Source organism: Rahnella inusitata, assembly GCF_018288855.1.
GTDB classification, from domain to species: domain Bacteria; phylum Pseudomonadota; class Gammaproteobacteria; order Enterobacterales; family Enterobacteriaceae; genus Rahnella; species Rahnella inusitata.
On the sequence record NZ_CP065024.1, the window covers coordinates 3,537,691 to 3,561,607 of the forward strand.

22 protein-coding genes are annotated in these 23,917 nt (G+C 55.2%); 18 read left to right on the top strand and 4 right to left on the bottom strand.

Annotated elements, in window-relative coordinates; genetic code table 11:
- Window positions 1-3: 3 nt before the first annotated feature.
- Window positions 4-324 carry an ATP-dependent Clp protease adapter ClpS gene (gene clpS, locus I2123_RS16635; RefSeq protein WP_056769226.1) on the bottom strand — a complete coding sequence of 107 codons (321 nt, stop codon included), beginning with the start codon at window positions 322-324 and terminating at the stop codon, window positions 4-6.
- A 390-nt stretch (window positions 325-714) separates the two neighbouring features.
- Here clpS and cspD point away from each other — a divergent pair, with 390 nt between their 5' ends.
- Both cspD and I2123_RS16645 read left to right on the top strand, forming a co-directional pair.
- A complete protein-coding gene (cspD, locus tag I2123_RS16640; protein WP_112166402.1) occupies window positions 715-936 on the top strand; it encodes a cold shock-like protein CspD in 222 nt (73 codons plus the stop codon).
- Window positions 937-1,223: 287 nt separating this feature from the next.
- Window positions 1,224-2,213, top strand: a complete 990-nt coding sequence (locus tag I2123_RS16645; RefSeq protein ID WP_213051051.1) for a VirK/YbjX family protein — start codon at window positions 1,224-1,226, stop codon at window positions 2,211-2,213.
- Here the strand turns inward: I2123_RS16645 and I2123_RS16650 are convergent.
- The gene (locus I2123_RS16650; RefSeq protein ID WP_213051052.1) at window positions 2,210-3,943 is read right to left on the bottom strand and encodes an ATP-dependent nuclease; all 1,734 of its coding nucleotides are present in this window, start codon (window positions 3,941-3,943) and stop codon (window positions 2,210-2,212) included. The two genes, I2123_RS16645 and I2123_RS16650, sit on opposite strands and share 4 nt — an antisense overlap.
- A gap of 189 nt (window positions 3,944-4,132) precedes the next feature.
- On the opposite strand from I2123_RS16650, the gene I2123_RS16655 reads away from it, so the two are divergent.
- The 7 genes from I2123_RS16655 to I2123_RS16685 all read left to right on the top strand — a co-directional run bounded on the left by I2123_RS16655 (window position 4,133) and on the right by I2123_RS16685 (window position 13,606).
- On the top strand, window positions 4,133-5,032 hold the full coding sequence (locus tag I2123_RS16655) for a LysO family transporter (RefSeq protein ID WP_213051053.1): 900 nt from the start codon (window positions 4,133-4,135) through the stop codon (window positions 5,030-5,032).
- A 178-nt stretch (window positions 5,033-5,210) separates the two neighbouring features.
- Window positions 5,211-6,863, top strand: a complete 1,653-nt coding sequence (gene hcp / locus I2123_RS16660) for a hydroxylamine reductase (protein ID WP_213051054.1) — start codon at window positions 5,211-5,213, stop codon at window positions 6,861-6,863.
- 6 nt (window positions 6,864-6,869) lie between these two features.
- Window positions 6,870-7,883 carry an NADH oxidoreductase gene (hcr, locus tag I2123_RS16665; protein WP_213051055.1) on the top strand — a complete coding sequence of 338 codons (1,014 nt, stop codon included), beginning with the start codon at window positions 6,870-6,872 and terminating at the stop codon, window positions 7,881-7,883.
- Between the two features lie 187 nt (window positions 7,884-8,070).
- Window positions 8,071-9,792 carry a ubiquinone-dependent pyruvate dehydrogenase gene (gene poxB / locus I2123_RS16670; RefSeq protein WP_213051056.1) on the top strand — a complete coding sequence of 574 codons (1,722 nt, stop codon included), beginning with the start codon at window positions 8,071-8,073 and terminating at the stop codon, window positions 9,790-9,792.
- 90 nt (window positions 9,793-9,882) lie between these two features.
- Window positions 9,883-10,896 carry a low-specificity L-threonine aldolase gene (ltaE, locus tag I2123_RS16675; RefSeq protein WP_213051057.1) on the top strand — a complete coding sequence of 338 codons (1,014 nt, stop codon included), beginning with the start codon at window positions 9,883-9,885 and terminating at the stop codon, window positions 10,894-10,896.
- A 78-nt stretch (window positions 10,897-10,974) separates the two neighbouring features.
- Entirely contained in the window at window positions 10,975-12,417 is a 1,443-nt protein-coding gene (locus I2123_RS16680) for a DUF2867 domain-containing protein (protein ID WP_112166418.1), read from the top strand.
- Window positions 12,418-12,571: 154 nt separating this feature from the next.
- Window positions 12,572-13,606: an NAD-dependent epimerase/dehydratase family protein gene (locus tag I2123_RS16685; RefSeq protein ID WP_213051058.1), complete on the top strand. Its 1,035-nt coding sequence runs from the start codon at window positions 12,572-12,574 to the stop codon at window positions 13,604-13,606.
- Window positions 13,607-13,624: 18 nt separating this feature from the next.
- Here I2123_RS16685 and I2123_RS16690 read toward each other — a convergent pair whose 3' ends face one another.
- Both I2123_RS16690 and I2123_RS16695 read right to left on the bottom strand, forming a co-directional pair.
- Window positions 13,625-14,473 (bottom strand): N-acetylmuramoyl-L-alanine amidase, encoded by an 849-nt coding sequence (locus I2123_RS16690; RefSeq protein WP_420834339.1) that lies wholly within the window; start codon window positions 14,471-14,473, stop codon window positions 13,625-13,627.
- Window positions 14,470-14,796, bottom strand: coding sequence for a heavy metal-binding domain-containing protein (locus I2123_RS16695; protein ID WP_112166422.1), 327 nt, complete (start codon window positions 14,794-14,796; stop codon window positions 14,470-14,472). Before I2123_RS16695 ends, I2123_RS16690 begins: the two co-directional genes overlap by 4 nt.
- A 176-nt stretch (window positions 14,797-14,972) precedes the next feature.
- On the opposite strand from I2123_RS16695, the gene I2123_RS16700 reads away from it, so the two are divergent.
- From I2123_RS16700 to sanA, 9 genes are all read left to right on the top strand, one after another.
- Entirely contained in the window at window positions 14,973-15,554 is a 582-nt protein-coding gene (locus I2123_RS16700; RefSeq protein WP_213051059.1) for a lipoprotein, read from the top strand.
- 220 nt (window positions 15,555-15,774) lie between these two features.
- Window positions 15,775-16,503 carry an arginine ABC transporter ATP-binding protein ArtP gene (gene artP, locus I2123_RS16705; RefSeq protein ID WP_112166661.1) on the top strand — a complete coding sequence of 243 codons (729 nt, stop codon included), beginning with the start codon at window positions 15,775-15,777 and terminating at the stop codon, window positions 16,501-16,503.
- 48 nt (window positions 16,504-16,551) lie between these two features.
- Entirely contained in the window at window positions 16,552-17,283 is a 732-nt protein-coding gene (gene artJ / locus I2123_RS16710; RefSeq protein WP_112166426.1) for an arginine ABC transporter substrate-binding protein, read from the top strand.
- Between the two features lie 12 nt (window positions 17,284-17,295).
- Window positions 17,296-18,012 (top strand): arginine ABC transporter permease ArtQ, encoded by a 717-nt coding sequence (gene artQ / locus I2123_RS16715; protein ID WP_213051060.1) that lies wholly within the window; start codon window positions 17,296-17,298, stop codon window positions 18,010-18,012.
- A complete protein-coding gene (artM, locus tag I2123_RS16720; RefSeq protein WP_112166430.1) occupies window positions 18,012-18,680 on the top strand; it encodes an arginine ABC transporter permease ArtM in 669 nt (222 codons plus the stop codon). The genes artQ and artM overlap by 1 nt, the downstream gene beginning before the upstream one ends.
- 234 nt (window positions 18,681-18,914) lie before the next feature.
- Window positions 18,915-19,649: an arginine ABC transporter substrate-binding protein gene (locus I2123_RS16725; protein WP_213051061.1), complete on the top strand. Its 735-nt coding sequence runs from the start codon at window positions 18,915-18,917 to the stop codon at window positions 19,647-19,649.
- 273 nt (window positions 19,650-19,922) lie between these two features.
- On the top strand, window positions 19,923-20,807 hold the full coding sequence (cdd, locus tag I2123_RS16730) for a cytidine deaminase (protein WP_112166663.1): 885 nt from the start codon (window positions 19,923-19,925) through the stop codon (window positions 20,805-20,807).
- A 169-nt stretch (window positions 20,808-20,976) separates the two neighbouring features.
- Window positions 20,977-22,674, top strand: a complete 1,698-nt coding sequence (locus tag I2123_RS16735) for an NAD-dependent malic enzyme (RefSeq protein WP_112166434.1) — start codon at window positions 20,977-20,979, stop codon at window positions 22,672-22,674.
- A gap of 216 nt (window positions 22,675-22,890) precedes the next feature.
- Window positions 22,891-23,814 carry an outer membrane permeability protein SanA gene (sanA, locus tag I2123_RS16740; protein WP_213051062.1) on the top strand — a complete coding sequence of 308 codons (924 nt, stop codon included), beginning with the start codon at window positions 22,891-22,893 and terminating at the stop codon, window positions 23,812-23,814.
- The last annotated feature ends 103 nt before the right edge of the window (window positions 23,815-23,917 follow it).

Genomic DNA, 23,917 nt, shown 5'->3' on the forward strand with positions numbered 1-23,917 from the left:
TAATCAGGCTTTTTCCAGCGTACACAGCAACGGATGCTCATTCTCCTTGGCGTACTCATTTACGTGTGCGACCTTGGTTTCGGCGACTTCGGCGGTATAAACGCCGCATATCGCTTTGCCTCTATAGTGCACCTGGAGCATCAGTTGCGTTGCACGTTCAATATCATAAGAAAAGAACTTTTGCAGAACGTCAATCACAAATTCCATTGGAGTGTAATCGTCGTTGTTTAATATAACTTTATACATAGATGGCGGTTTTACCTCATCCTTTTGCTTATTCGCCGTCAAATGTTCAAAATTTAGCCAGTCTTGTTTGTCGCCCATTGCCTGCTCATCACCTGTAAAGATCGTATTGGATGCTAAATACCTGACGTGAAAGCGTTCTGCGGGGCTTCACCAGGTTATTTCCCCATTTTACCATCTCTTGCATCACACCGCCGCTGCACAAAATGTCCTCTTTGCCATCAGCCCCGCGGGCATAAATTTAACAAAATATGCCAATAGCGTTACCTGCTTCAAAGTTTGGTTATCTGATCCCTGATGACAAATGCCGTTCCCTTGATCTCTAACCCGATTCCACTAGAGTGTAAATTCGTGAGTTGGACGTCTTTTGAGCAGGTTTTTATCCGCCGCGTTCTCGCCCTCCCGCTCATTCAACTGGCTTTAAAACTCTTTACTACACTACCAGCCGAGTCATAAGAGGGATGAAGAAGCATGCTGACGGGTACTGTTAAATGGTTCAATAATGCTAAAGGCTTTGGCTTCATCTGCCCGCAAAATGGCGGTGAAGACATTTTTGCCCACTACTCCACGATTCAGATGGAGGGCTACCGGACGTTAAAGGCAGGCCAGCAGGTCAACTTTGATGTTCATGAAGGCCCAAAGGGGAATCATGCCAGCCTCATTATTCCAGTGGAAAGTGAAGTGGTCGCCTGACCGGTTCTCTTTTGTCCGAACGATTAAAAGCCAATGCCGGTCACTCACTGACTGGCATTTTTTATTTATGGGGGAGAATGCCTCAGGCTTCAAGTCCTCGGTGCAAATTAAAGTACATTTTTTAGACACCGATTGCTAAGACACGACACAAAACAAATTAAATCTAAACACAATCTCAACAAATCGCGTTCATTCCCTTCATAATTTTCCCCGTTGCACACCGGTTTATTGTTGCCCTGTTGAAATAGCCGTTATTGAAATCCGGCCCGATATAACAGGTAAATACCATGACGACATTCAGTTACCCTTGCGAAGAAAAGGCTCCTCTTTCCGGCCTTCAGTTGATGACAGCGTTGCTTTCCCAGCGTCTGGTGCCTGGACCGTCGTGGAAATTGCCGCGCTACCGTTTTAAATTTTTATTCCGCGCGCTGACCCAGCCACGTCGCACGTTTGGCCTGCTAGATTATCTGGCTCATCACCCGCAACGCGATGAGATCCTGACTGCGCAGCCGAGCCTGCCGTGCAAATTGCATCGTGTTTATCAGGCGTCCAATATCACGCCAGAAGAGGCGATGAAGCGCATCACCGATCACTACGACATGATCGGCCACTGCCTGCCGGAGGCGATTAACCACGGCTATCTGAATAAAAAACCGATGGCGATCGCCACCCTGACCGGCAAGGAAGAGCAGCGTTACGCGATCACCTTTAACTCTGTCAGCCGTCTGGATAAAGAAGGTGAAGCCACACTGACCTTCAACAATCCGCAGGGCGAACCGATCGCTATCGTGACCTTCTCTTTCATCTATTATCAGGGCCAGCCAACGTTGTTCATCGGCGCACTTCAGGGCCCGAAAGCACAGGTTGATCATCAGGAAATCCAGAAAGCGACCAAAGCCTGCCACGGTTTATTTCCGAAACGTCTGGTGATTGAAGCGCTGACCACGCTGGCAGAGCTGGCGGGCATGACGCAGATTGTCGCGGTGGGAAATCACACGCACATCTACGAAAACCCGCGCTACAAAAAGCGTAAAGGTATGGTATATGCCGATTACGACAGCTTCTGGGAAACCATGGAGGCGAAACAGGGCGAAGACGGTTATTTCCATCTGCCGCGTCAGATAGCCCACCGGCCGCTGGAAGAGATCGCCAGTAAACGTCGCGCAGAATACCGCCGCCGTTACCAGCTGTTAGATGATTTGGAAAGCCAGATCCGCCAGACGTTTTCCAGCGGACATGGTCACCAGATCATCGTTGAAGAGAACCGCGCAGCCTAATCCGCCCTGCCCCGCGCCAGCCAGGCAACGCGGGAAAACATTTGCCTCAGTAGCGGAGGGATGGAGGAGGTCCCTCGCAGCGACGCTGACTGCGCGACGTCAATCGCCAGATCCGGCTTCGAACTGCGGTGAATGGCCTTATCGATAATCCTTCTCGGCGACATCTGCACGTTTTCCGGTATCGCCGAGTGTTTGCGATACACATCTTCGAACCCTTCCCGATACAGAAAATATTCAATGTCCTGAGTAGGCAGCGAGGTCAGCCGGTAGCGCAGATTGTCATCGTGATTCTCCACGTTGGCCGTCACCGTCGCCGCGTATTTGCGCCCCGCTTCGTCACCGTCCACCAGCACGTGCCATTCAATGCCCATCTGCCGGGCAAAGCGCAGTAAAGGCTTCAGCCCGCACTGGGCAAATTCGATGACCTTGATCCCTTCCGACTCAAAATGATATCCACACTGGCGCGCCAGCTGATTGAGCAGCCAGACTTCGGTTTCGCCTTCCACAAGCAGCCAGCAGCGGGCGAAAAGCGATGACGGGCGATTAAAGCGGATATGAAACGCGATCCGACGGCTGTCTTCCATACTCAACCCTTCCGGGCCGATGGCATACGCTGCGACACGCGACGATTCGCGCACCAGACGGCAAATTTGCTCAACCGGTACCAGCGACAGCAAGTCGCCGGAGTTGGTGGTGGTAATACGCTGTAAAGGCAGTTGATCGAGCAATCCCCACGCGACCGATAGCATAATCGGATGCAGACGGGTTTCGGGGTCTTCGATCAGCAGCAGCGGTCGCGCATCCGGATGCAGCACCACCGAACCTTTTGCCTGCAACAGCGTGGAAAACATCCCGAGCAGCATTACGCGCATGCTGCGGCTGTTCGGCTCGGCAATCATCCGGTTGATATTATCCAGCGAGCGCCATGCCCGTCGGCTTTCAGCGCGGCCATGACGCTTCTGCTGCCACGGCGCACTGTTGGATGTCCCCTGCTCAGCGAAATAGTGCTCCAGCAACTGCTGCATCGCCGAAAGCCCGCTGCGCAATTCGCTGTTGGTCAGCGATTGCGGGTTATGCACCAGTCCGCGCGTCAGCTCATCCAGCTGGTGCGCCAGTTGTTCGTTATTGGCAGAAAGCCGTGGTGCCAGCGTTTCGCTGCGCAGACGGCGGATAAAGCGGGCATCGCGCAGGCGTAAAACCGGATTGAGGCGCACAAGCGCCTGCGCCAGCGGATCGATGGTGGTCAGATTGAGCGGCTGCCCGTTGGAGGAGAGGAAACTGCGCAGCGTCATCACGCTGCCGTCATCGTCCAGTTCACCTTCCAGACGATAATAAATGCGGTTCAGGCGATCGGGGCATTTTACCCACAGCGGCGACAGCGCATTAAAGCGTGGCGACATGTGGTGTCCGGCCTGATTTTCACAAAAGGTAAACACGATGTGCAGATACTGTGATTTAGATTCCTTCTCCCCTGCCGGAAAATAGAAATCCTCTTCTTTGAAGCAGTACAGTTTCGGGTCAGGGGCGAGCAGCAGCGTCAGGGCATCCAGCAGACTGGATTTACCCCAGGCGTTTTCTCCGATTAACACGGTATTGGTCAGAAAGGATTCGGTTTGCCCCTGATGCGCTGAGCCGGTAATCGATGCGCCGCGCTGCGCGGGCTGAGTCAGTGTCAGAGAAAGTCGGTTAATGCCACGAAAACCGACAATATCAATGTGTTCCAGATACATCAGACGCCTCCTGTGCGCTCATTACATTCCTGAGCATGGCGTGAAAAATCGGTTGCCGTCAAGGCTGCCCGCGGATCTCTGTGTACCGAAGCTGCTTTACAGTCAGATAACTTTTGGTTAGCGTGTCGGGCGGTATTTTCTGTGCCGCGCTCCTCTCATGGAACCTCACTTTTCAGGGATTTTTGCCTCATGTATTCCGGCCTGTTGATTATTCTTTTGCCGCTGATCGTCGGTTACCTTATTCCGGTCAAAAACCGCTCGCTGCTGCACATCGTTAACCAGATGCTGAGCTGGATGGTGTACGTCATCCTGTTCATTATGGGCATCAGCCTGGCCTTTCTCGATAATCTCAGTACCAATTTACTGCTGATTTTCAAATACGCCGCCGTCTGTTTCCTGTGTATCTTCGTGATGAACTACGCCGCGCTGTGGCTGCTCGAACGCCGCCGTCCCTGGAAAACCCAGTTTAAGCAGGAAAAATTACCGTCGCGTTTACACATGGCGCTTGAGTCACTGAAATTGTGCGGCGTAGTGATTGGCGGCTTCGCACTCGGCCTGACCGAATGGCACTGGCTGACCTTCGCCTCACAGGCCAGCGAAATCGCGCTGCTGTTCCTGCTGGCGCTGGTGGGCATTCAGCTACGCAACAGCAGTATGACGCTGCGCCAGATCATCCTGAATCGTCGCGGCATCATCGTCGCTGTGGTCGTGGCGATAAGCGCACTGATCGGCGGGGCGGTTGCCGCACTGCTTCTCGGCCTGCCGCTGAAAACCGGTCTGGCGCTGGCCTCAGGTTACGGCTGGTATTCGCTTTCCGGTATCGTGCTGACCGACTCGTTCGGGCCGGTCATCGGCAGCGCCGCGTTCTTTAACGATCTGGCGCGCGAACTTTGCGCCATCATGCTGATCCCGACCTTAGTACGCAGCAGCCGCTCCACCGCGCTCGGCCTGTGCGGCGCGACGTCCATGGACTTCACGCTGCCGGTATTACAGCGCAGCGGCGGGCTGGACATGGTACCGCCTGCGGTCGTTCACGGCTTCGTGCTCAGCCTGCTGTCGCCAGTGCTGATGGCCTTTTTCTCCGCCTGACGCCCTGTTTTCCCGCGGCACTTTGCGGCGGGAACTTCCCTTTTCAGCCCCTGCCAAAACTTGCGGTAAATCAACTCCGCCTCACTTTGTCTTAAAAACGCTTCATTTCTGAGCCTGCCCGTCTTAGTCTTATTTTAAAACAAGCATTTCAAATGCAACTTTAAAAAAGGACCTCATAATGTTTTGTGTGCAATGTGAACAAACAGTCCGTACCCCGGCGGGCAATGGCTGCGCGTATGCGCAGGGAATGTGCGGAAAAACCGCAGAAACCTCTGATTTACAAGACTTACTGGTGGCTGTACTTCAGGGCTTATCGGCCTGGGCGCTGGTCGCCCGCGGTTACGGCATCGTCGATGAAGAGATCGACAGCTTCGCCCCGCGCGCCTTTTTCTCCACTCTGACCAACGTTAATTTCGACTCCGACCGCATCGTCGGTTACGCCCGTGACGCGGTTATCCACCGCGAATCTCTGCGGGTGCGTTGCCGCCTGATGGATCCGCAAATCACGGTGGATCATCCGCTGGCCGCGCTGGAACTGGTCAGCGACAATCTGAGCGAGCTGCAACAGCAGGCGCAGCAATTTGCGCTGAACGACGACAAAGCGCGCGTCGGTGACGACATTCACGGCCTGCGGATGCTGTGTCTTTACGGCCTGAAGGGCGCGGCGGCCTATATGGAACACGCGCACGTGCTCGGTCAGGCAGATGTGGCGATTTACGCTGAGTATCACCGCCTGATGGCGTGGTCAGGCACCCAACCGGCGGACATGGGCGAGCTGCTGGACAACGCCATGGCTATCGGCAAGATGAATTTCAGCGTGATGGCGATCCTGGATAAAGGCGAAACTGACGCCTACGGACATCCGCAGCCGACCTCCGTCAATGTCCGTCCCTTGGCGGGCAAGGCCATTCTGATTTCCGGCCACGACCTGAAAGATCTGCAGATGCTGCTGGAACAAACCGCCGGCACCGGTATTAACATCTACACCCACGGCGAAATGCTGCCTGCACACGGCTATCCTGAGCTGAAAAAGTACCCGCATCTGGCCGGAAATTACGGCAGCGGCTGGCAAAATCAGCAGGTGGAATTTGCGAAATTCCCCGGTCCGGTGGTGATGACGTCCAACTGCATTATCGACCCCAACGTCGGCAATTATGGCGACCGCATCTGGACACGCAGTATCGTCGGCTGGCCGGGCGTACAGCATCTGGAAGGAGAGGATTTCGCGTCGGTGATCGCCCAGGCGTTGCAGCTGCCGGGCTTTCGTTACAGCGAAATTGAGCAGGAAATCACCGTCGGCTTTGGCCGCCAGACCTTGCTTGGCGCGGCGGATACGGTCATTGATCTCGTCGCCGCCAAAAAACTGCGTCACATCTTCCTGATTGGCGGATGCGACGGCAGCCGCAGCGAGCGCAGTTATTTCACCGATCTGGCAGTCAGCGTGCCGAAAGACTGCCTGATCATGACGCTGGCCTGCGGCAAATATCGTTTCAACAAACTGGACTTCGGCACCATTGAAGGGCTGCCGCGCCTGCTGGACGTCGGTCAGTGTAACGATGCCTATTCCGCCATTATTCTGGCGGTGAATCTGGCTGAGAAGCTGGGTTGTGGCGTCAATGAACTGCCGCTGAGTCTGGTGCTGTCGTGGTTCGAGCAAAAAGCCATTGTGATCCTGCTGACCCTGCTGTCGCTCGGCGTGAAAAATATCGCCACCGGCCCGACCGCGCCTGCTTTTCTCACCGATAATCTGCTGGCAGTGCTGAATGAGAAATTCGGTCTGCGGGCGATCACCTCGGTGGAGCAGGATCTGCACACCATGCTGGCGGAGTAAACCACGATGAACTTTCCGTTATTTCCCGATCAGCCGACTGCGCTGTGTCAGAACCGTATGCAGGTGCATTCCGTCACACAGGAAACGCCTGACGTGTGGACGATTTCGCTCCTCACTCATGACGTTTATGACTATCGCCCCGGCCAGTTTGCGCTGGTGAATATCGGCCCGCGCGGCGACGTGCAGCGGGCGTATACCCTTTCCTCCACGTCCGGCCTCAGCCCGTTTATTCAGCTGACAGTGCGACGCATCAGCGGTGGCAGCGGTTCCGGCTGGCTGACGCAGCAATTGAAAACGGGCGACTATGTCTGGCTATCAGACGCGCAGGGAGAATTCACCTGCGACACTGCCCAGCCGCTTTTGCTGCTCGCCGCAGGCTGCGGCGTGACGCCGGTGATGTCCATTGCGCGCGACGTGCTGGCGAACTGCCCGGCGCAAAACGTCCACGTCTTTTACAGTGTCCGCAGCCCGCAAGATGTCATTTTCGCCGCCGAATGGCGACGGCTGGCCGCGCAGTACCCGCAGCTGACACTGATCATTCTGGCCGAGCAGGATGCGCTGCCGGGGCAGATCGCCGGACGTCTGAGCCAGGACCTCCTGCAAAGTCAGGTGCCGGACATCCGTTCACGCCGTGTGATGATTTGCGGCCCCGCGCCGTATATGACGCTGGCCGGAAACTGGACAGCAGAGCTGGGCGTTCCGGCGGAACATATCGTCAAAGAGCAGTTTCAGGCAACAGAAATGGAAGTATCAGATGAAAGGACTCTGACGCTGACCCGCCTGACGCCGCTGGCCAACTATCGTGTTGCCGTCGGCACTACGTTGCTGGCAGCCATGGAGCAACACCAGCTGCCGGTCACCGCAGCATGCCGTGCCGGTGTCTGCGGCAGCTGCAAAACTCGCGTGCTCAGCGGCGATTACCAGACGACCAGCCGCATGACACTGACTGATGATGACGTCGCGCAGGGTTACGTGCTGGCGTGTAGCTGTCAGCTTAAGGGTGACGTCACCCTCGCCTGATCCCCGCAATCCCCTGCCCGCTCATGACTTCTTACAGTCCGCGCGGGCATATTTACAAATCTTCACCCCTCTCCTTTGCCTATTTTTGTATGGTTTAACCTCTGTCATTCACCACGAAAATGTCACTGCGAATTCATGGACTATGATTAACGCATTCATTTTTGATGATTAACTGAGGGAACACAGAATGAAAGAGAGCGTAGCGTCTTATTTAGCTAAAACTCTGGAAGCCGCAGGCGTAAAACGTATCTGGGGTGTCACCGGCGATTCACTCAACGGGCTGAGCGATAGCCTGAACCGCATGGGCACTATCGAATGGCTCGGCACGCGCCATGAAGAAGTCGCCGCGTTTGCCGCCGGTGCCGAAGCACAAATCACCGGTGAGCTGGCGGTGTGCGCCGGATCCTGTGGGCCAGGCAACCTGCATCTGATCAACGGCCTGTTTGACTGCCATCGCAATCATGTGCCGGTGGTGGCCATTGCCGCGCACATTCCTTCCAGCGAAATTGGCAGCGGGTATTTTCAGGAAACCCATCCGACCGAACTTTTCCGCGAATGCAGCCACTATTGTGAAATGGTGACCAACCCCGAACAACTGCCGCAGGTACTGGCCATCGCCATGCGTAAAGCGATTCTTAACCGTGGGGTGTCGGTGATTGTATTACCGGGCGACGTGGCGCTGAAACCGGCGCCAGAAGATGCCAAAATCGGCTGGTATCCGCCGGTACTGCCGCGTGTTATCCCGCAGCCCACCGAGCTTGAAAAACTGGCGGAACTGCTGAACGGCGCCACCAATATCACCATGATGTGCGGCAGTGGCTGCGCGGGCGCACACGATGAAGTGATCCGTCTGGCGGAAACATTGAAAGCGCCGGTGGTGCACGCCCTGCGCGGCAAAGAACATATCGAATGGGATAACCCGTACAGCGTCGGCATGACCGGGCTTATTGGTTTCTCCTCCGGTTTCCATGCGATGATGAATGCCGACACGTTGATCCTGCTCGGCACGCAGTTCCCGTATCGCGCGTTTTATCCGACCGACGCCAAAATCATCCAGATCGACATTAATCCGGGCAGCATCGGCTCGCATTGTCACGTTGATATGGCGCTGGTGGGCGATATTAAATCCACTCTGACCGCGCTCCTGCCGCAGCTGCAACCGAAAACCGAACGCAAGTTCCTCGACAAAGCGCTGAAGCATTACGAGGAAGCGCGAAAGGATCTTGATTCGCTGGCGACGCCGAACGATAAGCAGGCGATCCACCCGCAATATCTGGCACAGCAAATCAGCCGGTTTGCCGCATCCGATGCAATATTTACCTGCGACGTCGGCACCCCTACCGTCTGGGCATGCCGTTATCTGCAAATGAACGGTCAGCGCCGTCTGCTCGGATCGTTCAACCACGGTTCGATGGCCAACGCCATGCCGCAGGCCATTGGGGCGCAGGCGATCGACCGCGCGCGTCAGGTGGTGGCGCTGTGCGGTGACGGCGGTTTCTCCATGCTGATGGGGGATTTCCTGACGCTGGCGCAGCAAAAGCTGCCGGTGAAAATTGTCATTTTCAACAACAGCGTACTGGGTTTTGTGGCGATGGAAATGAAAGCCGGTGGCTACCTGACCGACGGTACCGAGCTGAAAAATCCTAATTTCGCCGCCATGGCCGAAGCTGCTGGCATCAAAGGCATACGCGTAGAGAAAGCCTCTGACGTTGATGCTGCCTTGCAGGACGCCTTCGCCTACGAAGGACCGGTACTGGTGGATGTCGTCACTGCCACCGAAGAACTGGCGATGCCGCCGCAAATCAAATTCGAACAGGCTAAAGGCTTCAGCCTTTACATGCTGCGCGCGGTGATAAGCGGTCGCGGCGACGAAGTCGTCGAACTGGCAAAAACCAACTGGCTGCGATAACCCTGACGGGGCTATAGTGGAGAATCAGGCGGGCGTTTGTCGCTCGCCTTTTCCTGCACTTAACATTCATCCAGCAGAAGGAAGCCGACGTTGATCGATTTACGCAGTGATACCGTAACCCGCCCCAGTGAAGCTATGCGTCAGGCGATGGCCCGCGCTGAAGTCGGCGATGATGTCTACGGCGATGACCCGACGGTAAATGCTTTACAGGACATGGCGGCCACACTGTGTGGTAAAGAAGCCGCACTGTTTCTACCCACCGGCACCCAGGCCAATCTTGTGGCATTGCTGACCCACTGTCAGCGCGGCGAAGAATATATCGTCGGCCAGAAAGCCCACAACTACATGTATGAAGCCGGTGGTGCTGCGGTGCTCGGCAGCATTCAACCGCAGCCGCTGGATATGGCCGACGACGGTTCCATTCCGCTGGATAAAGTCGCTGCCGCCATCAAACCCGATGACATTCATTTCGCCCGCACCCGCCTGCTGAGCCTCGAAAATACGCACAGCGGCAAAGTGCTTCCGCTCGACTATCTGCAAAAAGCCTACGCGTTCACCCGCGAAAAAGGGCTGGCGCTGCATATCGACGGTGCGCGTATCATGAATGCCGCCGTAGCCCAGGGCGTTGAGCTGCGCGAAATCACTCAATATTGCGATACCCTGACCATCTGTCTTTCCAAAGGTCTGGGCGCACCGATAGGCTCACTGCTGATCGGCAGTAAAGCGTTTATTCACCGCGCTAACCGCTGGCGCAAAATGACCGGCGGCGGTATGCGTCAGTCCGGCATTCTGGCCGCTGCGGCCATTTATGCGCTGGAAAATAACGTTGAGCGTTTGAAAGACGATCACGACAACGCACAATGGCTGGCTGAAGAGCTGACCAAACTGGGCGTGGAAATCGCCGGGCCCGGTGCGCAGACTAACGTGCTGTACATCAGACAGAGCGCAGAGCTGGCCGAAAAAATGGGCCCGTGGATGCGTGAGCGCGGTGTGATTATCAGTGCCGGCCCGCTGACCCGTGTGCTGACACACATCAACATCAGCCGTGAAGATTTGCAAAAAGTCGTCGCCCTGTGGCAGGAGTTCCTGCACGAACACGCCTGACATCGCCCTGCCTGCGGCGCTAATAAGAAAGTTATCGCCGCAATTTTATGATTCATTTGACCTTTAGCAAAACGGATTATGCACATGCCACGGATCGTCATACTCGGTGCCAGCGGATATATCGGCCAACACCTGACTGCACACCTGAGCCAGCACGGTTTTAAGGTCACTGCCGCCGCGCGCCGCCTTGAATGGCTGCAACAACAGAAATGGCAAAACGTCCGCTGCTGTTTTGCCGATGTCTACCAGAGTAAAACGCTCGCCGCCGCGTTCGAAGACGCAGAAGTGCTGGTGTATCTGGTTCACGCCATGACCGAAGACGACGATCTGCTGGAAAAAGAGCGGCAGGCTGCGCAGCATACCTTGCTGGCACTGAAAGATTCTTCGATCAAACACATTGTCTATCTTGGCTCGATGCAGCCGCAAGACAGCGATTCGCCGCATTTGCAGGCGCGCAAACTGACCGGCGATTTACTGCGCATGAGCAATATCCCGGTTACCGAGTTGCGCGCGGGTATTGTCATCGGCGCAGGGTCGGCTGCGTTCGAAGTGATGCGCGACATGGTCTATAACCTGCCGGTGCTTACGCCGCCGCGCTGGGTGCGATCCAAATCCTCACCGCTGGCGCTGGAGAATCTGCTGGTCTATCTGCGCGGTCTGGTGACCTTGCCCGCGACGGAGAACCGCATTCTGGAAGCGGCCGGACCGGAGTACATCAGCTATCAGACGCTGTTTGAACGCTTTATCGCCATGAGTGGAAAACGTCGCTGGCTGATCCCCATTCCGATGCCGACGTCATTTGTGTCCGTCTATTTTCTCAGCCTGATCACCTCTGTACCGACGCCGCTCGCCAAAGCGCTGATTCAGGGGCTCAACCACGATCTCCCCGCAGACAGCGCAGAGTTACAAACGTTGATCCCGCAGGAACTTATCTCCGTTGATGAAGCCATCCGCAGCACGCTGGAAAAAGAAGAGCATCAGGTGATGGACTCGCCGGACTGGGGATACGATGCCGACGCACGGGAACGCTGGCGTCCGGGCTACGGCTTTTACCCCAAGCAGGCCGGATTTACGCTGGAAACCTCGGCCTCCAAAGCGGCATTGTGGCAGGTGGTGCAACAGCTGGGCGGGCGCGAAGGCTATTTCTATGCCAACGGATTATGGAAAACGCGGGCGCGTATGGATGATTTACTCGGCGGCGGCGTAAAGTATGGCCGCCCTGACCGTGAATTCCTCAAATTAGGGGATAAAATTGATGGCTGGAAAGTCATCGGCCTGAAACCCCAGCGTGAACTGGTGCTGCTCTTCGGGATGAAAGCGCCGGGGCTCGGGCGGTTAACCTTCACCATCACTGACAATGGCGAAAGTCGCAGTCTTGATGTCCGCGCCTGGTGGCATCCGGCAGGTTTCCGCGGCCTGCTCTACTGGTTTAGTATGATGCCCGCTCATCAGTTTATTTTTCGTGGCATGGCCAAGCGCATCGCCAGCCTCGCGCGACAGAAAGATCGCTGCGGGCGTTAAAGGGTTATTTAACGCGCTTTCAGACATTGCTCACGCCCTTTCCCATTGCAAGCCGCACAAATTCACGAAAGAATGGCACCCTTATTGCTCACGGGTGCATTCTCCCCGAAGCGAACAACAATTTTTCTCTGTTTATGAAGGCATTGGCCTGTTTATGAGAGTTTTGGTTACCGGCGCCAGCAGCGGTCTTGGGCGTAACGCGGTTGAGTTTCTGCGAAATAAAGGCATCAGCGTCAGGGCGACAGGTCGCAATGCCGCGATGGGCTCACTTTTGCAGAAAATCGGTGCGGAGTTTATTCACGCCGATCTCACCACGCTGGTCTCATCGCAGGCCAAAGCCCTGCTCGCGGATATCGACACCGTCTGGCATTGTTCGGGGCTGATGTCGCCGTGGGGCAGTGAAAAGGAATTTGAACTGGCTAACGTGCGCGCTACGCGGCGTCTGGGGGAATGGTCGGCGGCCTACGGCGTCGAAAACTTCGTCCATATTTCGTCACCGGCGATCTACTTCGATTTCCATCATCACCGCGATATTCAGGAAGACTTCCGCCCTCACCGCTTTGCGAACTCCTTTGCCCGCAGTAAGGCTGCCGGTGAACAGGTGATCCACACGCTGGCGATGTCCAATCCGCAAACCCACTTCACCATTTTGCGCCCGCAGGGAATTTTCGGCCCGCACGACAATGTGCTGCTGCCGCGCCTGCTGCAAATGCTGAAATACGGCGGCACGCTGATGCTGCCGCGCGACGGTGAAGCGCTGGTGGACATGACCTACGTCGAGAACGCCGTCCACGCCATGTGGCTGGCGACGCAGACTGACACCACCGAGTCAGGCCGCGCCTTCAATATCACCAATCAGCAACCACGACCGCTGCGTACCATGGTGCAGCAGTTGATGGAACAACTGGATATCAAATACCGCATCCGCTCGGTGCCTTATCCGGTGCTGGATGTGATGGCGCGCGGGATGGAGCGGATGAGTAAAAGCTCGCACAAAGAGCCGGTGCTGACCCACTACAGCGTGGCGAAGCTGAATTTCGACCTCACGCTCGATACACAGCGCGCGCAGAAAGAACTGGGCTATCTGCCGGTGATTTCGCTCGATCAGGGGATTATCCGCACCGCCGACTGGCTGCGCGATCACGGTAAACTTCAGGGTTTACACGGCATCGGCCCGAAACGCGACTGACCGCGACGGCCAGCCGGTTTAACTCTCTCTGTCCGGAAACTGCTGCAACAACGCCTGCACAATCGCTTCGGTTTGTGCATCGGCATTCCCGCGGTAATCACTCTGCCTGAAATGCATCTGGAACGCCGCGATCACCCGGCGTTGCTGCTCCGACGTCATCCCTTCCGTTACCGTATAACCGTACTGATTCAGCAGAGTCAGAAGCGACGCCTGACTCACCGGCTGTTGCGGGCTGCGCCCTGCCAGATTCGCCTGAACTCGTGCCGCGTCCGGCCATGCGCCGACGCCGCGTTCTGCCAGTTGCTGCCACGGGAACAACGGCCCCGGATCGTCTTTGCGCTGCGGCGCAACATCGCTGTGGCCAATCACGTTACGCGGCTCTATCTGATATCGCGCCACAATCTCTTTGCTGAGATCGGCCAGCAAATCAATCTGGGCCGGCGGGAACGGATAGAATTTCTTGCCCAGCAGATGCACGCTGTAGCCCTGATTTTCCAGCTCGATACCGACGGACGTGTCGTTCAGATTGGTCCGTCCGCGCCAGCCGCTGGCCCCCGCGTGCCATGCGCGCATTTCCTCAGGCACCAGTTGCCAGGCCACCGGTTTGCCCTGTTCGAGCGGCGGTTTGGCCGGGATCAGGTAATGCGCACTGACGTGCTCATCAGTCAGGGTATTTAATGCATTGTGGAAATCTTCGGCAGTGTAGTGGATCACCAGAAAGCGGATCCGCTGATCCGCACCCTGTGCCTGCCGGGTGGTTTCCAGCTGGAATGGCGCGTTTTCCGCGGGCTGGCTGACGCTCTGACATCCCGCCAGCATCAGCAACAACGCCGCACAGAAACCGGCTTTCAGACCAGAGCATCTCATTTGCGATGCACAATCACTGCGGTACCGGAGATGCTGACCATCAGCATACTGGCGTTTTTGCCAACGGTTTCGTAATCGATATCCACGCCCACAACCGCATTGGCACCGCGCTCTTTGGCCTGTTCTTCCAGCTCGCTGAACGCAATTTCACGGGCTTTTCGTAACTCTTTCTCATAAGCGCCCGAGCGTCCACCCACGATATCGCGCACACCGGCGAAGAAATCGCGGAAAATATTGGCACCTAAAATGGCCTCGCCGGTCACTACGCCGCAGTATTCAGCGATAACAAAACCTTCGAGCGTTGGGGTTGTTGTAATTTGCATGAGTATTCCTTATCAGTTCTCGTCCGGGTTCATAGAAAAGCGCCTGAACAGCATAAAGTATGCGCAGGCAAAAAACGTATCATTTTCTCTTCGCCATGCATTAAGCCAAATCGCTTTTATACTGTATGGTAAAGAAAGTCATGGTGAAAACGTTCAATCTTTCAGTAAGGAATACAATGAAAAAGAAAATTCTTGCCGCCGCCCTCCCTTTGGCATTGATGCTCAGTGCCTGTACCACGGTCGAACCTGCGTATAAGGATATCGGCAGCCGCACGGCACCGTGCATCGATGGCGGCCCGGACAGCGTTGCCCAGCAGTTTTTTGACTTCCGCATCAAGCAAGGCGGCAGCGGTTTACCGAACTCAAGCCAGCTCGCCGCGTATCGCCCTTATCTGAGCACCGGTTTGTATGACGCGTTGTTGAAAGCGCAATCCCAGCCGAAAGTCGATATCGCCGCGTCTCCTAACGAGAAAGCTGGCGTCGGCTCCGGCGATGGCGACGTATTCTCCAGCCTGTTTGACGGCCCAACGTCTGCGTCTGTCGACAGCGCCTCGACCATTCCCAACACCGATGCCCGCAACATCCCGCTGCGCGTAACCTTTACCCATGACAAAGAGAAAGGCGCATCCACAACGTGGAAAGATGAGGTGCTGATGGTGCGTGAAGGCAAATGCTGGACCGTCGATGACGTCCGTTATATGGCAGATCTGGATTTCGCCTCCAGCGGCACGTTGCGCCAGGTTTTGGAAAATCAGTAACCGGTTAGTTTCCTGAAAAAACCTTAAAAAAGCGTATGCATAATGTTGGTTGATGATGAATAGCGTCATTGACCAACATCTGCGTCACAGTGATGCAACAATATCTTGTGCTACACTTTGGCATTCCTGCGGCGACAGATAATTTTTAAGCCGCGATCGTTGCATAACTATGCTGTGGAAGTTACCATCTGCGGCATCAATGGCTATTCACTATTTGCGCATGAGTATTCAACTTAATAGCATCAACTGCTTCTACGGCGTGCATCAGGCGCTTTTTGACATCCAGCTCAACTGCCCCGCCGGTGAAACTCTGGTTTTACTCGGGCCAAGTGGTGCAGGCAAAAGCTCCCTGTTACGTGTTCTGAACCTGCTGGAAATGCCGCGTTCAGGCACATTGCAAATCGCCGGTAACACCTTCGATTTCACCCGCAAGCCGGATGAGAAAGCGGTTCGCGAACTGCGTCAGAACGTCGGAATGGTCTTCCAGCAATACAATCTGTGGCCACACCGCACCGTGCTCGACAACTTACTGGAAGCCCCGATGCGTGTATTGGGTCTGACAAAAGATGTCGCGATGGAGCGTGCCAAAAAATTGCTGACCCGTCTGCGACTGACCGACTACGCCGATCGTTTCCCTTTGCACCTTTCCGGTGGCCAGCAACAGCGTGTGGCGATTGCCCGTGCCCTGATGATGGAACCTCAGGTCTTGCTGTTTGATGAACCGACTGCCGCACTGGATCCGGAAATTACTGCCCAGATCGTCAGCATCATCAAAGAACTGGCCGGTACCGGGATCACACAAGTTATCGTGACCCACGAAGTGGAAGTGGCGCGTAAAACCGCCAGCCGGGTGGTGTACATGGAAAATGGACGCATCGTGGAGCAAGGCGACGCCTCTGTGTTCAAGCAGCCGCAAACTAAAGAGTTTGCCAGCTACCTGTCCCATTAATCTGTTTGTCTATAAAATCATCAATTGATGTTTTCTACGGAGTTAGCGATGAAAAAATTAGTAATTGCCGCGGTTCTGGCTACCGTCAGTTTGTCAGCCAGCGCTGCTGACACCATCCGTTTCGCGATGGAAGCGTCTTATCCTCCGTTTGAGTTTGTAGATTCCAAGAATCAGATCCAGGGTTTTGACGTCGACCTGGCCAACGCCATGTGTAAAGAGATGCAGGCCACCTGTACCTTCACTAACCAGGCATTCGACAGTCTGATCCCAAGCCTGAAATTCCGTCGTTTTGACGCCGTGATTTCCGGTATGGACATCACCCCTGAGCGCGAAAAACAAGTCGCGTTCACCAATGCGTATTATGACAACTCCGCGCTGTTCATCGCGCACTCCGGCACATTCACCGACGTCGCGTCGCTGAAAGGTAAACGTGTTGGGATGCAAAACGGCACCACCCATCAGAAATACCTGATGGATAAGCATCCGGAAATCACCGCTGTGCCTTATGACAGCTATCAGAATGCCGTCCTGGATCTGAAAAATGGTCGTCTGGATGCCGTATTTGGTGACACCGCCGTGGTCAACGAATGGCTGAAGCAGAATAAAAACCTTGCCGCCGTGGGTGACAAAATCACCGATCCGACCTACTTCGGTACCGGTCTGGGCGTCGCCGTTCGTCAGAACAATACTGAATTGCTGACGAAACTGAATGATGCACTGGCGAAAGTAAAAGCTGACGGCACTTACAAGACGCTGTATTCAAAATGGTTCCAGCAATAAGTTTGCCTATCAATGAATGAATTCCAACCTTTAGCAAGCGCCGCCGGGATGACCGTCGGCCTTGCCGTTTGTGCGCTGATCCTCGGCCTCGTTCTGGCGATGATTTTCGCTGTCTGGGAATCCGCGCCGTGGAAGCCGCTTAGTTGGCCGGGCACCGCGTGGGTTACCGTGCTGCGCGGTCTGCCGGAAATTCTGGTGGTCCTGTTCATCTATTTCGGTTCCTCACAACTGCTGATGGTGCTGGCCGATGGCTTTAGCATCAACCTCGGGCTGTTTGCCATTCCGATCAAGTTGCCTATCGAAAACTTCGAAGTCAGCCCGTTCGTCTGTGGCGTGATTGCCCTGTCCCTGCTCTATTCAGCATATGCCTCGCAGACGCTGCGCGGCGCCCTGAAAGCCGTGCCACAGGGCCAGTGGGAATCCGGTCAGGTGTTAGGGATGAAGAAGGCGGCCATTTTCTTTCGCCTGATCATGCCGCAAATGTGGCGTCACGCGCTGCCGGGCCTGAGTAATCAGTGGCTGGTGTTGCTTAAAGACACCGCACTGGTCTCGCTTATCAGCGTGAACGACCTGATGCTGCAAACCAAAAGTATCGCGACCCGTACTCAGGAGCCGTTTACCTGGTACGTGATTGCCGCCTGCATTTATCTGCTTGTCACCCTGTTCAGCCAGTTCGTGATCAAACGAATCGAACTGCGTACCACCCGCTTTGAACGGAGTGCTTCCTGATGTGGGAATATTTACCTGAAGTCCTGAAAGGATTGCACACCAGCCTGACGCTGACCGTGGTCGCACTGGTGGTTGCACTGGTGCTGGCGATGCTTTTTACCGTGATCCTGACGCTCAAACTGCCGGTCATCAGCCAGATCGTGAAAGGCTATATCACGCTGTTCACCGGTACACCGCTGCTGGTGCAAATCTTTCTGATTTACTACGGTCCGGGGCAGTTTCCGTCGATCCGGGAAATCCCGTGGTTATGGGAAGTCCTGTCGCAACCGTGGCTGTGCGCGATGTTTGCGCTGGCGCTGAACAGTGCGGCGTACACCACGCAGCTGTTTACCGGCGCGGTGCGGGCGATCCCGTCCGGCCAGTGGCAATCGTGCGAAGCGCTGGGCATGTCAAAAGCGCAGACGCTGCGTATTCTGCTGCCGTATGCGTTTAAACGTGCGCTGTCCTCCTATTCCAACGAAGTGGTGCTGGTCTTCAAAAGTACCTCGCTGGCCTACACCATTACACTGATGGACGTGATGGGTCATAGCCAGCTGATGTATGGCCGGACCTATGACGTGATGGTGTTTGGTGCCGCCGGTCTGGTGTATCTGTGCGTCAACGGATTGCTGACTTTGATGATGCGTTTGATAGAGCGCCGCGCGCTGGCGTTCGAACGCCGCAACTGATTGCACATTGGCAGACTCCGCATATAAAGGGACGAGAAATCGTCCCTTTTTTATGTCTGCTGCCTGTGGGCTTATTCTATTTTATAATTTTTTAATCAAATTTATTGCATACAAATTCATTTAATGGCACTTTGTTTGACAGGTTTCGCTTCCTGCCAGTGACCCGATTACATTAATAAAATCAGTAAACTGAACCGTGAAGGGAATGTCATTTTTTGAACAGGAATGTATTGCATGAAAAAGCTGATCCTCGCTGCCGTTTTATCTGCCACTGCTTTTACCGCAACCGCTGCGGACACCATCCGCTTTGGTACCTCTGCGACCTATCCTCCGTTTGAATCGATGGATGCCAACAACCAGATCGTCGGGTTCGATATCGATCTGGCCAACGCGGTGTGTAAGCAGATGCAGGAAAACTGTACCTTCACCAATCAACCTTTCGACGGCCTTATCCCGGCACTGAAATTTCGTCGTTTTGACGTGATCATCTCCGGCATGGACATCACTGAAGAGCGCAGCAAACAGGTCACTTTCACCCAGCCTTACTATGCCAATACCGCCATGATCATCGGACCGAAAGGCAAGTTCTCATCAATGGCTGATCTGAAAGGCAAACGTGTGGGTCTGGAAAACGGCACTACACACCAGAAATACCTGATGGAAAAACATCCTGAGATCACCACCGTTGGTTACGACAGCTATCAGAATGCGATTCTGGATCTGAAAAGCGGTCGTCTGGATGGCCTGCTGGGCGATACGGCAGTCCTGAATGGCTGGCTGAAATCCAACCCGAATCTGGGCGAAGTCGGTGAGCTTATCAAAGATCCGCAATACTTCGGTACCGGCGTTGGTATGGCCGTGCGTCCTGAGAATAAAGAGCTGCTGGCGAAACTGAACGCCGCGCTGGAAGGGATCAAAGCCAACGGTGAATTTAAGAAGATTAATGATAAGTGGTTCCCGGTTAACTGATCCCCTTCACCCTTCACGCTGCCTCTGCGCTGGCCGCCCTCCCGACCCCGGTCACATACATTAGTGTGTGACCGGGGGTCACTCAGTTGCCGTCCTGATGCAGCTAGCTCGAATGATTTTGCTGATGCTTTAAAAAGTCGCTTTTATGCGTGACATCTCTCAAATTTGTAACGCCGTCACACGTATTTCATTAAAAAAGTGACATTCGTCACACTTAGTTCATGGAATGACTTCTACACTGTTAAACCGTAACTACTTCGAGATCGAATGTTTATGCACGCACGTTTTCACACCGCCTTTGCGGCACTCCCTGAAAATCTGTCCTCCGCCCTTGAGCCTTTTCTGCGACATGATGACTTCCCGGCAATGCTCACTGCGGCAGACGTTGCGCAAGTAAAACAGGCGACCGGACTCGATGACGATGCGCTGGCCTTTGCGCTGTTACCTCTTGCAGCCGCCTGCTCCGTTACTCCGATTTCTCATTTTCACGTCGGCGCGATTGCGCGCGGCACCTCCGGCAACCTGTATTTCGGTGCCAATATGGAATTCGCCGGTGCGCCGATGCAGCAGACCGTCCACGCTGAACAGTCTGCCGTCACGCACGCCTGGCTGCGTGGCGAAACCCGCCTGGCTTCTATCACCGTTAACTACACGCCGTGTGGCCACTGCCGTCAGTTCATGAACGAGCTGACCAGCGGCACCGAGCTGGATATCCATCTGCCGGATCGCGACGTCGCCACGCTGGGTGATTACCTGCCGCACTCCTTCGGCCCAAAAGATCTGGACATCACGACCCTGTTGATGGACAAGGTCGATCACGGCTATCAGCTCGATAATGCCGATGCCCTGACGTTGCTGGCGCTGGATGCCTGCAATCAAAGCCACGCGCCATACAGCAAGTCTTACAGTGGTGTCGCGCTGGAAACGCACAGCGGCAAGCAGTTCGCCGGTCGCTATGCCGAAAACGCCGCGTTCAACCCGAGCCTGCCACCGCTTCAGGCGGCACTGATCCTGCTGAACATGTCCGGGGAAGACTGCCTGAAAGTGCGCCGCGCGGTGCTGGTCGAGAATACCGGCGCGCTGCTCACACAAGATGACGCCACCCGCGCCACGCTAAAAGCGATTGGCTGTGAAGAAGTAAAAACGGTGACCTGCTAAATCACCGCAGTGACGTGATCCAGATAACACTAAAGACTCCGTTCGCGGAGTTTTTAGTTACATAACATTGTCATTACATTTGTAATTTGAATTCGTCTTTTCCTCTCTGTTACCCTCATGTCTCTAAAAAATAAAAAACACCATTCTGAGCCCCCGGAAGAGTAAAATCATGGAACTTGAATACGAAAGCAAACGCCCGCTGTATATCCCGCATGCCGGCCCTATCCTGTTAGAATTCCCCTTACTGAATAAAGGCAGCGCGTTCACCGAAGAAGAGCGCAACAATTTCAACCTTCACGGCCTGCTGCCAGAAGCGGTTGAAACCATTGAAGAACAGGCCGACCGTGCCTATCGCCAGTTCCAGAATTTCAAAACCGACATCGATAAGCACATCTATCTGCGCAACATTCAGGACACCAACGAGACGCTGTTTTACCGTCTGCTGGACAGTCATCTGAGCGAAATGATGCCGGTGATTTATACCCCGACCGTCGGCGAGGCCTGCGAGCATTTCTCTGATATCTACCGCCGCGCCCGTGGCCTGTTTATCTCCTACCCGAACCGCGCGCACATTGATGACATGTTGCAAAATGCCACTAAACAGCACGTGAAAGTGGTGGTGGTGACCGACGGTGAGCGCATTTTAGGCCTCGGCGATCAGGGCATTGGCGGCATGGGTATTCCTATCGGTAAGCTTTCGCTGTATACCGCCTGTGGCGGCATTAGCCCGGCGTATACCCTGCCGGTCGTACTCGACGCGGGTACCAATAACCCGCAACTGCTGAATGACCCGCTGTACATGGGCTGGCGTCATCCGCGTATTACCGGCGAAGAGTACGACGCCTTCGTCGATGAGTTCATCCAGGCGGTGAAAATTCGCTGGCCGAACGTGCTGTTGCAGTTCGAAGATTTTGCGCAGAAAAATGCGATGCCGCTCCTCACCCGTTACCGCGATGAGCTGTGCTGCTTCAACGACGACATTCAGGGCACCGCGTCCGTGGCGCTGGGCAGCCTGATTGCCGCCAGCAAAGCCGCAGGGGGCAAACTGAGCGATCAGACCGTTGCCTTCCTCGGTGCCGGTTCCGCTGGTTGCGGTATCGCCGAGCAAATCGTCGCGCAGATGAAATCTGAAGGTCTGAGCGAAGAGGAAGCTCGCGCACGCGTCTTTATGGTCGACCGCTTCGGCCTGCTGACCGACAAACTGCCTAACTTGCTGGATTTCCAGAGCAAGCTGACGCAAAAAAGCAGCGCGCTGGCTCACTGGGATTTGGCAAACGACAGCATTTCTCTGCTGGACGTTGTCCGTCACGCCAAACCTACCGTGCTTATCGGCGTATCCGGCCAGCCGGGTCTGTTCACCGAAGAGATCATCCGCGAGATGCACAAGCACTGCGCGCGTCCGGTGGTGATGCCGCTGAGCAACCCGACCTCCCGCGTTGAAGCCACGCCTGCGGATATTCTGCACTGGACCGACGGCGCCGCGCTGGTCGCCACCGGCAGCCCGTTCGCGCCGGTCAGCCTCAAAGGCAAGCTGTACCCTATCGCGCAATGCAACAACTCCTTCATCTTCCCAGGGATCGGGCTGGGCGTGATTGCCTCCGGTGCCACGCGCGTCACCGACGGCATGCTGATGGCCGCCAGCCGCACGCTGGCAGAATGTTCGCCGCTGGCAACCGAAGGCACTGGCTCACTGCTGCCGGACGTCGATGATATTCAGGGCGTATCAAAATGCATCGCGATGGAAGTCGCCAAAGCGGCGCAGTTGCAGGGTGTGGCGATGGTGACATCAGAAGATACGTTGTCGAAAGCTATCGAACGCAACTTCTGGGCACCGCAGTACCGGACGTATAAACGCACGTCATTCTGATGTAGACAAAGACTGCTGCAATCGGGACCAATGCCTTGCGCATTGGTCTTTTTTTGGCGCAAATTGCGGTCCGCTACGCATTTAGGTAAGTAATTCCCTGAAAAGTGCTGAAAAAACCCGCGAAGGCCGGTGATGCAGAGTTCAACGTATTGCGTCACCCTGACAGGTAAAGTAGCCTTGGATCCGATTTCCATCCGATCATAAACAGGGATACCTATGATTAAGCGAATTATAGCTGGCGTTACCGGCATCATTATTCTGATGCTGGCAGTCGCTATTGGGCTTGATCAGTGGATCAGTTTACGCACGCAGCCATATATCTACGACGAAGTACAATCGTTGCCACATCGTCAGGTCGGCGTGGTGCTGGGCACCTCAAAATATTACCGCACCGGCGTCATCAATCAGTATTACCTCTACCGGATCCAGGGCGCGATCAACGCCTACAACAGCGGTAAGGTGAAATATTTGCTGTTGAGTGGCGACAACGCGCAGCAAAGTTACAATGAACCAAGCACCATGCGACGCGACCTTATCGCGGCCGGTATTCCTTCCAGCGACATCGTGCTCGATTACGCCGGTTTCCGCACCCTTGATTCCATCGTGCGCACCCGCAAGGTTTTCGACACCAACGATTTCATCATCATTACCCAGCGTTTCCACTGTGAGCGCGCGCTGTTTATTGCGCTGCACATGGGTATTCAGGCGCAATGTTTCGCCGTGCCATCGCCAAAGAATATGCTCAGCGTCCGCAGCCGTGAAATCTTCGCCCGCCTCGGTGCGCTGACGGATCTCTATTTGCTCAAACGCGAACCGCGCTTCCTCGGGCCGCTGATCCCGATCCCGGCCATCCACAACGTTCCCGATGATGCGCAGGGCTACCCTGCGGTCACCCCGGAGCAGGTTCTGGCGTTGCAACAGCAACTGGAAGCCGAGAAGAAAGTCGCAGAAGCCAAAGCGGCGGCTGAGAAAGCTGCCGCAGACAAAGCCGCTGCCGATAAAGCTGCAGCTGACCAAGCGGCCAGAATGAAGGCAGAACAGGAAGCCAACGATGCGGCGCAGGATGAAACGCAAGATGTGGAACCGACGGCAAAACCTGAGTCGGCGAAGCCGGTCGGCAGGAATCCTTTCAGGCAGTAATCGCAGGAAAAGCTCTTTTCTCTGCGAAGGGGAGAAGCAAAAGCTAAACACTTTCGCCAGGCATATCCTCAGAAAACAAAAAGGGCGCCGAAGCACCCTTTTA

Bases quoted from the DNA above. Each gene is read 5' to 3' on its own strand.
- clpS (WP_056769226.1), bottom strand. From the start codon at position 324: ATGGGCGACAAACAAGACTGGCTAAATTTTGAACATTTGACGGCGAAT.
- cspD (WP_112166402.1), top strand. From the start codon at position 715: ATGCTGACGGGTACTGTTAAATGGTTCAATAATGCTAAAGGCTTTGGC.
- I2123_RS16645 (WP_213051051.1), top strand. From the start codon at position 1,224: ATGACGACATTCAGTTACCCTTGCGAAGAAAAGGCTCCTCTTTCCGGC.
- I2123_RS16650 (WP_213051052.1), bottom strand. From the start codon at position 3,943: ATGTATCTGGAACACATTGATATTGTCGGTTTTCGTGGCATTAACCGA.
- I2123_RS16655 (WP_213051053.1), top strand. From the start codon at position 4,133: ATGTATTCCGGCCTGTTGATTATTCTTTTGCCGCTGATCGTCGGTTAC.
- hcp (WP_213051054.1), top strand. From the start codon at position 5,211: ATGTTTTGTGTGCAATGTGAACAAACAGTCCGTACCCCGGCGGGCAAT.
- hcr (WP_213051055.1), top strand. From the start codon at position 6,870: ATGAACTTTCCGTTATTTCCCGATCAGCCGACTGCGCTGTGTCAGAAC.
- poxB (WP_213051056.1), top strand. From the start codon at position 8,071: ATGAAAGAGAGCGTAGCGTCTTATTTAGCTAAAACTCTGGAAGCCGCA.
- I2123_RS16680 (WP_112166418.1), top strand. From the start codon at position 10,975: ATGCACATGCCACGGATCGTCATACTCGGTGCCAGCGGATATATCGGC.
- I2123_RS16685 (WP_213051058.1), top strand. From the start codon at position 12,572: ATGAGAGTTTTGGTTACCGGCGCCAGCAGCGGTCTTGGGCGTAACGCG.
- I2123_RS16690 (WP_420834339.1), bottom strand. From the start codon at position 14,473: ATGAGATGCTCTGGTCTGAAAGCCGGTTTCTGTGCGGCGTTGTTGCTG.
- I2123_RS16695 (WP_112166422.1), bottom strand. From the start codon at position 14,796: ATGCAAATTACAACAACCCCAACGCTCGAAGGTTTTGTTATCGCTGAA.
- I2123_RS16700 (WP_213051059.1), top strand. From the start codon at position 14,973: ATGAAAAAGAAAATTCTTGCCGCCGCCCTCCCTTTGGCATTGATGCTC.
- artP (WP_112166661.1), top strand. From the start codon at position 15,775: ATGAGTATTCAACTTAATAGCATCAACTGCTTCTACGGCGTGCATCAG.
- artJ (WP_112166426.1), top strand. From the start codon at position 16,552: ATGAAAAAATTAGTAATTGCCGCGGTTCTGGCTACCGTCAGTTTGTCA.
- artQ (WP_213051060.1), top strand. From the start codon at position 17,296: ATGAATGAATTCCAACCTTTAGCAAGCGCCGCCGGGATGACCGTCGGC.
- artM (WP_112166430.1), top strand. From the start codon at position 18,012: ATGTGGGAATATTTACCTGAAGTCCTGAAAGGATTGCACACCAGCCTG.
- I2123_RS16725 (WP_213051061.1), top strand. From the start codon at position 18,915: ATGAAAAAGCTGATCCTCGCTGCCGTTTTATCTGCCACTGCTTTTACC.
- cdd (WP_112166663.1), top strand. From the start codon at position 19,923: ATGCACGCACGTTTTCACACCGCCTTTGCGGCACTCCCTGAAAATCTG.
- I2123_RS16735 (WP_112166434.1), top strand. From the start codon at position 20,977: ATGGAACTTGAATACGAAAGCAAACGCCCGCTGTATATCCCGCATGCC.
- sanA (WP_213051062.1), top strand. From the start codon at position 22,891: ATGATTAAGCGAATTATAGCTGGCGTTACCGGCATCATTATTCTGATG.